This window comes from Nostoc sp. JL34, from assembly GCF_017114945.1.
In the GTDB taxonomy this organism is placed as follows: domain Bacteria; phylum Cyanobacteriota; class Cyanobacteriia; order Cyanobacteriales; family Nostocaceae; genus Nostoc.
Window position 1 is genome coordinate 1 of sequence record NZ_JABXKQ010000127.1, and the last position, 14,067, is coordinate 14,067.

The window sequence follows — 14,067 nt, forward strand, 5'->3', positions numbered from 1 at the left end:
CTGCAACCTCAACATGCAGCATATATGGGAACAGTAGCCCAAGGCTTCTTACCATTACCAGGAGATACATCACTGTGGATTGAAATCTCTCCTGGTATCGAAATTAATAAGATTACGGATATAGCCCTGAAATCTGCCTCTGTCCGTCCAGGAGTGCAAGTAGTTGAACGACTGTATGGACTATTGGAAGTTCATTCTAGCTCCCAAGGCGAAACGCGAGCCGCTGGTCAAGCCATTTTGGCGTTCTTGGGAGTCCGAAGAGAGGAATGTCTCAAACCGCGTGTTATTTCTAGTCAGATTATCCGCAACATTGATGCTTATCAAACACAACTCATTAATCGCACACGCCGGGGACAGCTACTACTAGCAGGACAAACACTATATGTATTAGAGGTGGAGCCTGCTGCTTATGCCGCACTGGCTGCTAATGAAGCGGAAAAAGCAGCGAGGATTAACATTCTTGAAGTTCAAGCTGTAGGTAGCTTTGGACGGCTTTACTTAGGTGGACAAGAACAGGATATTCTAGCAGGGGCGGCGGGAGCATTAACGGCCATTGAAAGTGTCGCTGGCCGGGTAAATTCTTTGGGTGGGCGTCAGGAGTAAAGGAGAGAAAATGGTAAATCGAGAGCATCTAACTTTACTCAAAGCAGGTGCAGTTAGATGGATTGAGTGGAGAAAGAAAAATCCCCAAATTGAACCAGACCTCAGCGGTGCGAATCTGCAAGGCGATAACCTCAGAGGCGCAAACCTCCAGAAGGTAAACTTGAGAAGGGTAGATTTAGGCAGTGCTTTACTGGTGCGAGCAAACCTTAGTGGTGCTGACCTCAGTAGTGCCAACCTCTACAAAGCCTTCCTGAATGAAGCTAACCTGAGTGCAGCTAACTTCAGTGTTGCTAACTTGAGTGGCGCTATACTTACACAGGCAGATTTGAGTCATGCCAATTTAATTGGAGCTGACTTGAGTGGGGTGGATCTTAGAGGCGCTGCGATCGCATCTGCTAATCTGATTGGTACTGACTTAAGAGGCGCTAACTTGAGAGATGCAGATTTGGGTGCAGCAAAGCTAATGCGGACTAACCTTTCTTTTGCCAATCTCATTGAAGCTAACTTGATAGCGGCTGACCTCAGTGAAGCAAACTTGTATAAGGCGGAAGCGTTGGGGGCTTATCTTTACAAAGCTGACCTACACAAAGCTAATTTGAACAAAGCTCACTTAAGTGGTGCATACCTGTTGCGGGCTAACCTCAGTGAAGCTGACTTGAGTCAAGCTGACTTGAGTTGGACTAACCTTAGAGACGCGAATTTGGCAGGGGCGAATTTTAGAGGAGCTAACCTTAGAGGAGCTGACCTTAGAGGAGCTAACCTCAGTGGGGTAAATCTTCAAGAAGCAATTATGCCTGATGCTTCAAGGCACAATTAGTTTATCCCACATTCTGCCAGTGCGTAGGCGTAGCCCGCCGCAGGCATCGTAAATGCTGTATTTTGGAAGCATGACAGCTTTACCATTAGATATTAGATAGAGCAAGCTTTTCGTGGGGTTTGACGATGGATACATTTTCCAGAACCACGATCTTTCAACTTGCTATGATATTATAGGAAATGCGCTAAGATTTCCCTGACTTCACGGCATTTGAATATAGAATATATAGTCAAATGTCTGAGTAAATAGCTGGAGAGGTGTCCGAGCGGTTCATGGTGACGCACTCGAAATGCGTTTTGGGGAAACCCAACGGGGGTTCGAATCCCCCCCTCTCCGTTTAAAAAGATTACTGAAAAACTAGTATACCGTCGCGGAAGTTTGCCCATCTTTAACAACTTGCTCAAGCAACTTGTTGTCTGGTTAATTGAGATGGTAGCTGGATTTACGGCGTCCTGTACTAGACAAAACCGATGGTTTTTGGCTTAATAGCTGAAATGTATCATTATTTGCAAGTGAGATAGGATTATACTTCAGTATTTATTTAAGTATATATTTTAAAATAGCAATAAAATATACACTAATAGCACAGAATTTTGGGATAAACTAATGCCATCGTGTGAGGAGTGAACGATGGTAAATCGCAGTTTGGGGCGAGTATTCTCATTTAGTGTTATCAGCATTTGTTTATATCTGGGTATTAGTATAGGAGTCATTATCCGGCTTGGGCAATCACAACGATTAAACGCTGCTACTAAACCTACCGAGTCTGTACAATTTCCATTAACTATCCCTGAACTTACGCCATCAACAACAGAACAACAAACCTTTCCAAATACTATTACCATCAAAGCCGTTGGAGATATTATTCCCGGCACTAATTTTCCTAATCATAGATTACCTCGCTTTCGAGAGCAATTATTACCAAAATCAGTGAGAACTCACTTGCAAGGATCTGATATCTTGTTTGGTAATTTTGAAAGTAGCCTAACTAATTATCCCTATACTGCTAAAGATATTAGTCGAGGACAAGTCTTTGCCTTTCGCTCTCCACCTGCATACGCCCAGCTATTTGCTAAGGCTGGTTTTAATGTGTTCAATATGGCGAATAACCATGCAATGGACTTTGGCTCGGTAGGGTTCAAAGATACAATGAAAAATCTTCAGGCTGTGGGCATTGCAACATTAGGTCATAAAAATCAAATTCTTTATTTGGAAGCTAACAATATCCCCGTAGCTATGATTGGGTTTTCTCCTTATGAAATGTATAATTCCATTCATAATTTAGCAGCAGCTAAAGCACTCGTAGCAGAAGCCAAAAATAAAGCCAATATTGTAGTAGTATCGATGCACGCTGGAGCGGAAGGAACGGGGGCACTACACGTTAAGAATCAAACAGAGTTTTTTTATGGAGAAAACCGAGGGAATTCGATCAAGTTTGCTCGAAACATGATTGATGCCGGAGCAGACTTAGTGCTAGGACATGGGCCTCACGTTCCCAGAGCTATGGAAATTTATCAGGGAAAAATTATTGCTTATTCTTTAGGGAACTTTTTGGGATATCGGACTTTATCTACAAATGCCCAAACAGGTGATTCAATGATTTTAGAAGTCAAACTCAACTCAGCAGGAGATTTGGTATCAAGTAAAATTATCCCCGTTCGGATGGATCGGCAGGGAATTCCTCATATTGATCAGAGTTTTCAGACTGTAAAACTTATGCGTTATTTAAATAATCAAGCTTTTCCCAAGAATCCGGTGAAGATTAATAAGAAGGGGGAATTGATTGTACAGAATAAACTTAATCCTTCCTAAAATAATTCGTAATTCATAATTAGCTAATAGGAGTCAGCGCTGTGCTGAACTCACCGCGCTGCTTCACCAAAATCCCAAATTGAAAATATAAAATTGACTAGTACAACATGGCGGAAATAAACCAATCATTCCAAATCAACGAAACTTTATGCTGTATTCATTTTTAATTTTTAATTTTTAATTTTTAATTCCGCCTTGCGGTACTAGTTATTGTCATCTTGTGGCTTTTCCTCGAACTTCTGAATATTCTGGGGTTGGCTATTAGTCGGTGAATTTTGCTTTTCCAGTGTTGGTACTACCACAGCAGAAGGATCTGATTGTTTGGATTCCTTTGGTGGCGCTGCTGGTATAACCACAGGGTTTGACGGACTTACGAGTTGAGGGGAGGCAGGATTTTGACTAGAAGCGGGTAAGTTCTTTTGTGGGAATGGTAATGGTGCGGGGGAAGCATTCCGCTCATCTCGGAATACCCGTAGTTTTTCCACTACCGAGGGCGTGGGTGAAACGCTAGGTGAAGGTGTAGATTGTTCGGAATCACCGCGTTGCGATTCTCTTGTAGGGCTACTGGTAGATTTTTCTTGAGAAGAACGACGATTGCGGCGACGCTGCTTGGAATTAGAGACAGGTGCTGTTTCGGTTCTTGAGGTAGTGTTAGTCTCTTCACCTCTGGGTGAAGATGTACTATCAAAATTAGGTGCTTTCGCGCCTGATTCTTGAGTTGGCTTTTCAACAAGTGGCTTGGCGGTGGGCTGCTGCTGAAATTTGGCTAATATACTGGCTATCCCAAAACCTGCTGTAGCAGCAACTAGGGCTACACCCATACCAATAAATACTTTAGATGACCCCAGCTTTTTAGCCAGTACAGTTTCCTTAGCCATACCTGGGTTGGGCTGCGCCAGCACAGATGGTCTATGAATAGAATTTTGGGCTGTTTTTCCAATTAAAGTTGCTGCCTGCTGGGCAGATAGATTGACAGTTGGCACTGCATAAGTGGATAAAACTTGCGATGTCCCATTCATCCCATTTCCAGGTAGCAATTGCAGCCACTCAGCAACTGTCGCTGGCCGAAAACGAGACTCTACCGCCATACCGCGCATTACCGCTTGGTTGACAGCAGCACTCAAGTGTGGTTGCAGTTCGCGGGGGGAAGGCATTTGTTCGCGATCGCGCAATAATGCTGGCATGGGAACTTGAGCTGTCAATAGTGCATACAAGGTTGCCGCTAAACCATAAACATCCGTGGCGGGTGTACGCGCCGCTTGCGTCATATACTGCTCAATCGGAGAATAACCCTCAGAAACCAAACCTGTGTGAGTCTGCCTGACACCGCCATTAAATTCCCTGGCAATGCCAAAATCAATTAGTATTACTTCTTGTGTTCCTTGACGAAGAATAATATTATCCGGTTTGACATCGCGGTGTAACAAGCCGTTGTTATGTACTACCTGCAACGCTGCCCCAATTTGCCGGATGTAATGAATTGCTGTGGCTTCAGGCAAAGTTATCCCTGGTAATACAAATGCGTCTCCCAAGGTTTCACCAGGAATGTATTCCATCACCATATAAGGCAGTCCAGCTTCCACAAAAAAGTCACTAACTCGGACTATATTTGGGTGAATACACGTAGCTAATCGTCTGGCTTCATCTTGGAATTGGCGCTCGAATTTGGCAAAATCAGGATGTTGTCGCAGCCGTTCATTGATGGTTTTCATCACCACCTCCTGACCCAAGTAGTGATGTGTAGCTTTAAAGGTAATGCCAAAGCCACCCCGCCCTATTTCTTGAATTAGGGTATATTTTCCATCCTGCAAAATTGTGCCTGCTAACATAAAGAGTCCTGAGTCCTGAGTGAGCAGATAAGTACCGAGTCCTGAGTTTTGAGGGATTTCCCAAAAATTTTCCCATATTTTTATCGGGCAGGGTTCTTGCCTGTCTATTTTACGGGATGTAGTTGTTGGAATTCCTGAAGTGAGAAAGACCTCCCCACGATCGCAACAGTTTTATCTTTCTCATAGGATAGCGCGGGAGTGCGGCAAGCTTAAAGCGGAAGACGGGTTAAGAGGATCTTTGAAAAGTTTTGGGCGATTGGAAATCGCGGCTACACAAGCAAAGTCCGCCTGCGCGGACTAACACAAAATCAAACTCTTTAACCCACGTAGGTGGGTTTTGTCTGTGTAGCCGTGATTTCGAATCGCCAAGGTTTCTAGTCGCCAAGGCTAGTAATAATTTAGACTTTTCAAACACCCTCTAAGGCTATTTTTTAGGTTTTATAGAAAAGTAGGCTAAAGTTTAGTGTCAAAACAGAATTCAGGAGTCAGAATTCAGAATTCAGAATGAATGATGTACAACTGGCAAATTTTGGGAAATTTCTGTTTAAACTCACTAGAATTTTGCTTAGTTTTGGATTTTAGATGTCTCTGAAATCTAAAATCCAAAATCTAAAATCCAAAATTATTACAGTTGCCGCACTAATGGCTGACCATCTTTGACTTCGCCAATTAAAACTAAATCGACACAGTTTACAAAGATCCCATTTTCCAGAACGCCGGGAATGTTATTCAATGTCTTTTCTAGTCCGGCTGGATCTTCGATGGAGTCAAATCTGACATCTAAGACAAAGTTCCCTTGGTCGGTGATTACTGGCCCAGCTTTTTTTACACCCATGCGAAGTTCTGGTTTACCACCGAGTTTTTTGATGGCATTGGTGACAGGGGTAATTGCCATTGGAATCACTTCCACAGGCACAGCGAAAGTAGAACCTAAGCGGTCTACTAACTTGCCACTGTCTACCACGACAATGAACTGTTCTGCTAGGTAGTCTACGACTTTTTCGCGGGTATGTGCTGCACCACCGCCTTTAATCAAATTCTTCTGCGGATCGACTTCATCTGCGCCATCAATGGCAATATCGATGTGGTCAATAGCATCCAAGGTGGCGAGAGGAACACCGTACTGCTTTGCCAGCACTTCTGACTGAAACGAGGTAGGTATACCAATGATATCTTTGAGTTCACCAGACTTGAGGCGATCGCCCAAAAACTGAATCGTATATGCTGTAGTTGACCCCGTACCCAACCCCACAATGGAACCCGACTTGACTAAGGCCGCGGCGGCTTTGCCAACTTCTTGCTTCATCAACTTGACGGGATCTGCTGCTGCTGTCATTCCCAAAACTCCTGAAAAACTGACTATAGTCCATAGTAGTGGGCAGATAACGCCAAAAGATGAAAGGTAAAAAACAAGTTTTTGCTGATTTCTACCCCCTTGATTATGAAAACCAGCTAACATCACTACGTAGCTACGCAACATTACCCAGCCTAAATTCGTCATTGACTGAGACTAAATTTTGCGTTCACCTCAGTAACGTAGTTTTTTCAATTCCCGTTAGCAGCTAAAAGTGGTTATCATGATGCGTCAGCTTTCAATTACTCTATCTTTAATGGCACTACTGCAAAGCTTGCCAGCAATTGCTCAAGTACCAGAATCTACTTCTGGAACACCAGCTGATTCCATTCAACAGGTAACTGCTGCCAAATGGATGACAAACTTTCCCGATGGCAAGTTTTATCCAGAAAGGTTACTGAGTCGGGCAGAATTAGCGTCGATTATGGTAAAAGCATTTCGGTTAGATAAAAGAGAAGCTGTTAACAAAGGAAATTTAACTATTCCAGATGTTCCTCGTTCTTATTGGGCATTTAATGATATACAGACAGTTCTAAAAACTGACATCATGAAAGGCTATCGAGGCGATGAATTCTTCCCTAACCAAAAGGTGACAAGGGCAGAAGCTCTGGCGATTTTTGCTCAGGCTTATGGTGTATTTCAATTTCCTGATGCTGCTGTGAATGAGATTCTGGCTTCACATCCAGATGAAAAGTCTATCCCAACTTGGGCTAGAAAAGCGATCGCTACAGTAGCTACCGAGGGATTTCTTAACACAGATGCTCAAGGTAATATTTCCCCTTTAAAACCTGTTACCCGTGGGGATATGGCTTATGTCTTGAGTAAATATTTGCAACGACAACAGCGACAACCCGAAACACCAGAAGTTCCAATTATTCCCAATAACCCACAATCACCTTAGCTAGACTTTTTCTAGCCAACGGACTTAAAATCAGTTTTGACCCTGACTTCTATACTTGTCTCGAATCTGGCGAAGATATAAGGAATTAGACTGTGTTGGTTGCTGCAAGCCATAATTACCATAATTAGATTGTGGTGGTTGCGTCGGTTGCTGCAAGCCATAATTCCCATATCCCGTAGGGTTTGTGGGTGTAACAACACCTTGACTCTGGCTAGAGTAAGGTGCAATATTACTTGGTGCGATAGAGGTGGCTGGGGGCGTCACTGGTGCTAAATTAGGCACTACCTGACCGTTATTTAAATTACCGTAGGGATTTTGCGGTAAGTTTGTACCCGTTGACGGATAACCTGTACCAGTATTTAAGCCATTGTTAGGCAATACCTGACCGTTATTTAAATTACCGTAGGGATTTTGCGGTAAGTTTGCACCCGTTGATGGATAACCTGTACCAGTATTTAAGCCATTATTAGGCAATACCTGACCGTTATTTAAATTACCGTAGGGATTTTGAGGTAAGTTTGTACCCGTTGATGTGTAGCCTGTCCCAGGAGTTAACCCAGTATTTTGTAGAGAATTCTGACTGGATAAGCTGTTGATGGGTGGCATTAGGGTTGTGCCTGAGTCAGAGACTTGCCCCAAGGTATTTGTCTGAGTTGGAGTGATACCATTGAAGCTAGATAATCTCTGGTTTGTCGATTGGTTCAGCGCCGCTTCAAGTGGGCTGATAGAGAGAGAATTTTGATTCTTGTTGGTTTTATTAGTCGATCCAATACCCTGGCTAGAGGATGTTTGTTCCCCTTGTGTTGGTTCTGACGCCCCAGTTAAGGTCTTGAGACCTAGAAACGGGTTATTACTATTAACCGTCCCAGTACGCAATAAATTTTCTGTTTGTACAACAAAGGGATTTTTCAGGGCTGGGGAGGTGTCGCTATTAACGCCTAAACCAGGATTTAATTTGGTATCACTAGCAGACTTTTGTTTGTTAACTACATCCTCTAATAAGCCTGTGCTATTTTTTGCCTCAGTCTTTTCCTTAGGCGTATTTGCCGTTGATGAGAGAGTTGCTTGCTCAAAATCATTAAACAAAACTGGCAGGTTATCAATATCCGCTGCAATGGCTCTGTTTTCTGCTGACAGGGAGGAATCAGCAGGCTTTTGTGAAATGATTGGGTTTTTTTGCTTCTTATAAACGAAAATATCTGGGTTTGACCAGTATTCCCAGGTTATTAGCCCTACTACAGATAAAAAAATTGCAGATCCCCAAAAAGCAGGTCGCCCTAGATTTGATAACCTGGCTCTGAGATAGCGTAAGTAGGCGGGAGGATAATGACGATGTGGCATAGGATTGGTTATTTAAATTTACTATAAATTGGTAAAATTTGATGGCATAAGCGTTGCTGTTTGATGCTTTTGCTTCCCTCAGAAGGAAATATCTCAACTGAAATTCGATTGTGATTTCATCCTAACTTCTCAAGAAATTATTAGTCATTCAGCAAGTCAAAAATTTACTATTTGCTTATTATAGACCAAACCGTTTAGTCTATAAATGACGACTTAGCCAATTATCCCCTTTTGAGTTGCATAATCCTCAATAAAGACGCTCTTACACGGCAGAGGCGGGGATGCAATTTGAATGATTATTAGCCTATCAGATCAAATTTTACTTAAAGGTAAGAATTCAGAATTAAGAAAACATTGATACTTAAACTTAATAATTTGATTAAAATCAAGCGTGCTAGAGCTTCTCGATTTGCCAATTTTTCTAACTCTTAAACCTAAAGTGGTGTAATCCAATAAGTAATGCCTCGAATAGCTTGTTTTTTAAAACCAAATAGAGGTAAATTTTCTTCAGTTAAACCTATATAAGTCCAATGGGGGACATCATTTTGTACAGTCTGAAACCAACCATTTTGATTGAGAGCTTTTCTCTGTTTTTGATTAGATACGCGTAAATCAATTGCTAATCCCCAGAGATGTTGTGAAGTTCCGGGAGGTGCAACTAAACCGAGAATTTTTGTTTCTTTCCCTTGTTGAACTTTTGCTAAAACTTCATTGTTGGCATATTTGTGCCAAAATATTAAATTCGTGTTAAACGTGCGAGTACAATCACCAGAACCATAACCAGATTTGAGCGATATCTGTTGCTGGATTCGCGCTTTATTTAAAGCGTCAGCCGCCGACTTTTGTAAATAACAGTCGTTAGTTCCATCAACATGACCCATTGTTAAAGTAGCTTGAAACTCTTGGGTTTCTTGTTCATTAGCAAAGATATCCTTTTGCGGTAGTTTAATCCCGACATCTGGATTTACAAAGACTGCGCCGTATGTTCGCAGCAAAGTATATTCATAAGTGGCAGGCTGGGGAATTGTAGGTAACTTTCTAGCGATCGCAGATAAAAAACGCTCTTGAGCGTTTAATTTTGGGTTGGGAATAAATGGTTCTGATATTATCTCTTTAGGGGTATCTGTACAAGGTAATGAATTATTACTCAAGCATCCGTTTAATGGTTGGGCAGTTCTAGCCAATTTGTGATGGGTAATCTCATTACTAGCTACTAAGATAAAAATCATCAATATAACTATACTGAGAAAAGTTGCTTTTCTGATAAATCTAGTAATATTTGGTTTATTCCTGATATTGAGCTTCATTTTTTAAATAATTACTTGGTTGATTCAAGAGTAAAAGTAATGAGCTTCTGACAAATATCTGTTATTGATAAGTGAAAATCACAGATAATAGAGATAAATATAGATAATTAATTGATGTTGCTCCTAGCTCTATACAACTTGTGTAAGATAGCTAAATATATACTAGTCATCAATTAATTTGTGTCAATGGCTAACCATGTGAACAATAGCTGCGACCAATCATCCGTAAAGTTGTCACAAATTTTAAAAGAGAATATATTTTTTAATTAATACTCAAGTTTAAAAATAGAAACTTGTCTCTGATTGAGTACTAGTAAGTTTGATAACTTTTTTATCAGAAAGATACATCCATGAAATCACTGGAACAGTTAAAATTGAAAAGACCTCTAAGCTTGCTGATCCTGTAAGTATGACCATGCACAATTCCGTTGAATTCCAAGACGCTTTTGATGTCATAGTCGTCGGTGCAGGTCACTCCGGTTGCGAAGCAGCTCTCGCCTCTGCACGCCTCGGTTGTCGTACCCTGCTATTGACGCTCAACTTGGATAAAATTGCTTGGCAACCTTGTAACCCGGCGGTGGGCGGCCCGGCCAAATCCCAGTTGACTCATGAGGTAGATGCACTCGGCGGAGAAATTGGTAAAGTAGCAGACCGCACCTACCTGCAAAAACGCATCCTCAACTCTTCACGAGGGCCTGCTGTTTGGGCATTACGTGCCCAGACGGACAAGCGCGAATATGCAGCGGTGATGAAAACTATTGTTGAGAACCAAGAAAACTTGACAATCCGCGAAAGTATGGCAACAGATTTGGTGCTGGGCGCTAACGGTGAAGTCATCGGCGTTGAAACTTATTTTGGTGTAGGGTTCCAATGCAAAGCAGTCATCTTGACAACTGGCACCTTCCTCGGAGGTAAAATTTGGGTTGGTAACAAATCAATGCCAGCCGGACGGGCTGGGGAATTTGCGGCTGAAGGATTGACACAAACCCTAAATCGCCTGGGATTTGAAACCGGAAGACTTAAAACTGGGACTCCAGCCCGGGTAGACAAGCGATCAGTGGATTATAGTAAAATGCTCATCCAGCCAGGGGATGAAGATGTGCGCTGGTTTAGCTTTGACCCAGAGGCGTGGGTAGAACGGGAACAGATGCCTTGCTACATCACCCGCACAACTGCCGAAACTCATCGTCTGATTCAGGATAATTTGCACTTGTCACCAGTTTATGGCGGTTGGGTGGAAGCCAAAGGGCCGCGCTATTGTCCCAGTATTGAAGATAAGATTGTGCGCTTTGCTGATAAGGAAAGCCATCAAATCTTTATTGAACCAGAAGGAAGGGATATACCCGAACTTTATATTCAAGGGTTTTCTACAGGGTTGCCAGAAAATTTGCAACTGCAAATGTTGCGGACTCTCCCTGGTTTGGAAAAATGTGTAATGCTGCGTCCCGCCTACGCTGTGGAATATGACTATTTACCCGCAACTCAGTGTTATCCCACACTGATGACTAAGAAGATTGCGGGGCTGTTTTGTGCAGGGCAGATTAACGGTACTACAGGTTATGAAGAAGCCGCAGCTCAAGGGCTGGTGGCGGGAATTAATGCAGCTCGATTTGTTCGCTCTCAAGAAATGATTGTCTTTGCCCGTGAGCAAAGTTACATTGGGACGCTAGTTGATGACCTGTGTACAAAAGACCTGCGGGAACCTTATCGAATGCTTACCAGTAGGTCAGAATACCGATTACTATTGCGTTCTGACAATGCCGACCAACGCCTGACACCTTTGGGAAGGGAAATTGGTTTAATTGACGATCGCCGCTGGGATCTATTTACCCAAAAACAAACGAATATTACTACAGAAAAACAAAGATTGCAAGCCACACGAGTCAAAGAACATGATGAAATGGGAATAGCGATCGCATCTAATACCCAACAAGCAATTAAAGGTTCAATTACCCTCAACGACTTACTGCGGCGTCCGGGATTCCATTACGTTGACCTGGACAGGTTTGGACTGGGAAACCCCAACCTCAACCGCGCCGAGAAAGAAGGCGCAGAAATTGATATCAAGTATTCTGGCTATCTCGCTAGGCAACAAAGTCAGATTGACCAAATTGCCCGCCAAGCGCACCGCCAGTTACCTGGGGATTTGGACTACACAACAATTGATACTCTTTCTAAAGAGGCACGGGAAAAGCTGACTCACGTAAAACCACTCACTCTTGGTCAAGCTGCACGTATAGGTGGTGTAAACCCAGCGGATATTAATGCCTTATTATTATATCTAGAATTGCGTAGAACCAAGAGCCAGTCTGAATTTCCAGCGTTAGCCTAACACAAACTTGATAAAGACTGAGTATAGTAGTAGGGAGAGAGATTGGTATGATAGATGACATAAATATTAGTAGTGGCATCATCAACAATCCTCAGATTAAAGTTGAGTTTGATACCAACACTCAATCAACTCGTCTCCATAAGACAGGAGATTGGATGTTTAATCAAAGAAGGGAACTCTTAACAGTTTTTCCTATTTCCTGTTCCCTATCCGGGAGTAAGAATACCCCCACTTCTATCAAGTGGCATATTTCAGGTGGGGTATAAATCCTCATCTGAAAACCCGTGTTCCCTGTTGCCCGTTCCCTGTTCCCTCTTTAATAATAATCCTCATTTCCAGGCAGTAGGGGCGGCGTTTCCCCGTCCTAGCAACAACCCAGAACGTCTATGTTACAAGAAGCCAGCACCCGTCTCATAGTACCGGAACCATCAGAAGACTTAATCGCCAACGAGCCTTGGTCGATAGAAAACTATGCTGATGGCCTAATGGATGAACTCTTTGCCGATATCGACTACATTCTGGATGTTAGTGGTAATCTGCCTTCTCAAACCGTTAGGCACAGTAGTCAGAAAAAATCGAGCCATTCTGTTGCTGGAGTTTCTTCCCAAGCTCAACGCCAGTCGTCTTCAGAATATGTGCCTCTGCAAACAGTTACGATCCCGCAGATTATTTTACCAAACACACTGAATCAGCCAGTACAGTCAGTTGCTCAAGATAAGCACAAGCAATTGAGTACCGTTGTGTTTGACACCGGCACTGTGAAATCAGTTAGTAGAAAGCGTCAAAAAACTAGTCTTACCTTGGGCAAACTGCTGATTGTAGGAACAACTTTAGGCGTGGCGATCGCTGGTATTATCTATCTGGTACAGTCTGGAGTCGTATATCTTTTAAATACCAAATTGCCTGAGTCAGCGCTGATAGTGCCACAACCACAGTCGCAGTTGCCCGTAAAAACAGAAATTGAGGCAGAGTTGGTTGACTACATGCTGGGAGCACTGGCAGTTATAGATAAGCAAGAAGCAACACCCAATCAAAAATCTTTCAAATCGGGCTTCTCCAGTCAGGTAAATACTAACCAAATTGCCTTTGCTCGTGAGCAAACAAGTGGTAACCTACCAGGACTTCCACTTCTAGCTAACAATACACCACCAGCGCCTAACCGTTCTGGAAGCGTTGTTGAGCGCATCTACGTTCCCGTTTATCAAGCGCCATCGCCAATGCGCTACGCCCTCCCAGCTATTCCTGGGACTCCCACACTACCACAAGTTGCCAGTGCGTTACGGGTATCTCAACCTAATGTTGTGAAAACGGCCCTGAATACAGTGCGACAAGCTGCCAAGCCTGTAACCGTCAACATGTTAGCTGCGGCTGTACGAGCCGAACTCAAACCTGTGGCGGCGAAAACTGCACCCATTAGCGTGCGCCAAACACCCAAACCTCTGCCAGCATTACCAGTAGTTCCATTGCGTGCTGCACTCGCACCAGAGTCAGAACCAACTATTACCCAGGAACAAGTATATCCGGCAACTGCGATCGCAGAGGCTCCCAGTAATACCTTAGAAGGATTACTAGAGTTGGGCAACAAATCTGCCGCTTTGTTTAAAATCGATGGTGTGACTCGCCGCATCAATATGGGTGAAAGCATTGGCTCAAGCGGTTGGACACTTGTAGATGTTAGTAATGGCGAAGCTGTCATCCGGCGTAACGGCGAAGTGCGATCGATTTACGCAGGGCAGAAATTGTAAAAGTTTTTCTGTCGCAACTCTTCCAC

The 14,067-nt window shown here is 43.1% G+C and carries 11 protein-coding genes and 1 tRNA gene; 8 read left to right on the plus strand and 4 right to left on the minus strand.

From position 1 onward, the window contains the following. The 4 genes from HWQ44_RS22745 to HWQ44_RS22760 form a co-directional block, all read left to right on the plus strand. Positions 1 to 603, plus strand: a 603-nt coding sequence (locus HWQ44_RS22745) for a hypothetical protein (protein ID WP_292723388.1), incomplete at its 5' end; no start/stop codon positions are given. Positions 604 to 613: 10 nt separating this feature from the next. Next, positions 614 to 1,420: a pentapeptide repeat-containing protein gene (locus tag HWQ44_RS22750; RefSeq protein WP_292723391.1), complete on the plus strand. Its 807-nt coding sequence runs from the start codon at positions 614 to 616 to the stop codon at positions 1,418 to 1,420. 251 nt (positions 1,421 to 1,671) lie between these two features. Then, positions 1,672 to 1,756: transfer RNA gene (locus HWQ44_RS22755), tRNA-Ser, on the plus strand. A gap of 294 nt (positions 1,757 to 2,050) precedes the next feature. Beyond that, on the plus strand, positions 2,051 to 3,232 hold the full coding sequence (locus tag HWQ44_RS22760; RefSeq protein WP_292723393.1) for a CapA family protein: 1,182 nt from the start codon (positions 2,051 to 2,053) through the stop codon (positions 3,230 to 3,232). A 203-nt stretch (positions 3,233 to 3,435) separates the two neighbouring features. Here HWQ44_RS22760 and HWQ44_RS22765 read toward each other — a convergent pair whose 3' ends face one another. Both HWQ44_RS22765 and rpiA read right to left on the minus strand, forming a co-directional pair. Then, a complete protein-coding gene (locus tag HWQ44_RS22765) occupies positions 3,436 to 5,061 on the minus strand; it encodes a serine/threonine-protein kinase (protein WP_292723396.1) in 1,626 nt (541 codons plus the stop codon). A 625-nt stretch (positions 5,062 to 5,686) separates the two neighbouring features. Continuing rightward, on the minus strand, positions 5,687 to 6,397 hold the full coding sequence (gene rpiA / locus HWQ44_RS22770; RefSeq protein ID WP_292723472.1) for a ribose-5-phosphate isomerase RpiA: 711 nt from the start codon (positions 6,395 to 6,397) through the stop codon (positions 5,687 to 5,689). Positions 6,398 to 6,641: 244 nt separating this feature from the next. Here rpiA and HWQ44_RS22775 point away from each other — a divergent pair, with 244 nt between their 5' ends. Further along, complete coding sequence (locus HWQ44_RS22775) at positions 6,642 to 7,316, plus strand: S-layer homology domain-containing protein (protein WP_292723475.1); 675 nt, start codon at positions 6,642 to 6,644, stop codon at positions 7,314 to 7,316. 30 nt (positions 7,317 to 7,346) lie between these two features. Here the strand turns inward: HWQ44_RS22775 and HWQ44_RS22780 are convergent, their stop codons facing one another. Both HWQ44_RS22780 and HWQ44_RS22785 read right to left on the minus strand, forming a co-directional pair. Continuing rightward, positions 7,347 to 8,657, minus strand: a complete 1,311-nt coding sequence (locus HWQ44_RS22780) for a hypothetical protein (protein WP_292723399.1) — start codon at positions 8,655 to 8,657, stop codon at positions 7,347 to 7,349. Between the two features lie 434 nt (positions 8,658 to 9,091). Further along, entirely contained in the window at positions 9,092 to 9,964 is an 873-nt protein-coding gene (locus HWQ44_RS22785) for a D-alanyl-D-alanine carboxypeptidase family protein (RefSeq protein WP_292723402.1), read from the minus strand. Positions 9,965 to 10,373: 409 nt separating this feature from the next. Here HWQ44_RS22785 and mnmG point away from each other — a divergent pair, with 409 nt between their 5' ends. From mnmG to HWQ44_RS22800, 3 genes are all read left to right on the plus strand, one after another. Then, on the plus strand, positions 10,374 to 12,296 hold the full coding sequence (gene mnmG / locus HWQ44_RS22790) for a tRNA uridine-5-carboxymethylaminomethyl(34) synthesis enzyme MnmG (protein ID WP_292723404.1): 1,923 nt from the start codon (positions 10,374 to 10,376) through the stop codon (positions 12,294 to 12,296). Positions 12,297 to 12,343: 47 nt separating this feature from the next. Continuing rightward, on the plus strand, positions 12,344 to 12,562 hold the full coding sequence (locus tag HWQ44_RS22795; RefSeq protein WP_292723406.1) for a hypothetical protein: 219 nt from the start codon (positions 12,344 to 12,346) through the stop codon (positions 12,560 to 12,562). A gap of 120 nt (positions 12,563 to 12,682) precedes the next feature. Then, a complete protein-coding gene (locus HWQ44_RS22800) occupies positions 12,683 to 14,041 on the plus strand; it encodes a hypothetical protein (RefSeq protein WP_292723407.1) in 1,359 nt (452 codons plus the stop codon). Positions 14,042 to 14,067: the final 26 nt, after the last annotated feature.

Bases quoted from the DNA above. Each gene is read 5' to 3' on its own strand.
- HWQ44_RS22795 (WP_292723406.1), top strand. From the start codon at position 12,344: ATGATAGATGACATAAATATTAGTAGTGGCATCATCAACAATCCTCAG.
- HWQ44_RS22800 (WP_292723407.1), top strand. From the start codon at position 12,683: ATGTTACAAGAAGCCAGCACCCGTCTCATAGTACCGGAACCATCAGAA.
- HWQ44_RS22785 (WP_292723402.1), bottom strand. From the start codon at position 9,964: ATGAAGCTCAATATCAGGAATAAACCAAATATTACTAGATTTATCAGA.
- HWQ44_RS22750 (WP_292723391.1), top strand. From the start codon at position 614: ATGGTAAATCGAGAGCATCTAACTTTACTCAAAGCAGGTGCAGTTAGA.
- mnmG (WP_292723404.1), top strand. From the start codon at position 10,374: ATGACCATGCACAATTCCGTTGAATTCCAAGACGCTTTTGATGTCATA.
- rpiA (WP_292723472.1), bottom strand. From the start codon at position 6,397: ATGACAGCAGCAGCAGATCCCGTCAAGTTGATGAAGCAAGAAGTTGGC.
- HWQ44_RS22780 (WP_292723399.1), bottom strand. From the start codon at position 8,657: ATGCCACATCGTCATTATCCTCCCGCCTACTTACGCTATCTCAGAGCC.
- HWQ44_RS22775 (WP_292723475.1), top strand. From the start codon at position 6,642: ATGCGTCAGCTTTCAATTACTCTATCTTTAATGGCACTACTGCAAAGC.
- HWQ44_RS22765 (WP_292723396.1), bottom strand. From the start codon at position 5,061: ATGTTAGCAGGCACAATTTTGCAGGATGGAAAATATACCCTAATTCAA.
- HWQ44_RS22760 (WP_292723393.1), top strand. From the start codon at position 2,051: ATGGTAAATCGCAGTTTGGGGCGAGTATTCTCATTTAGTGTTATCAGC.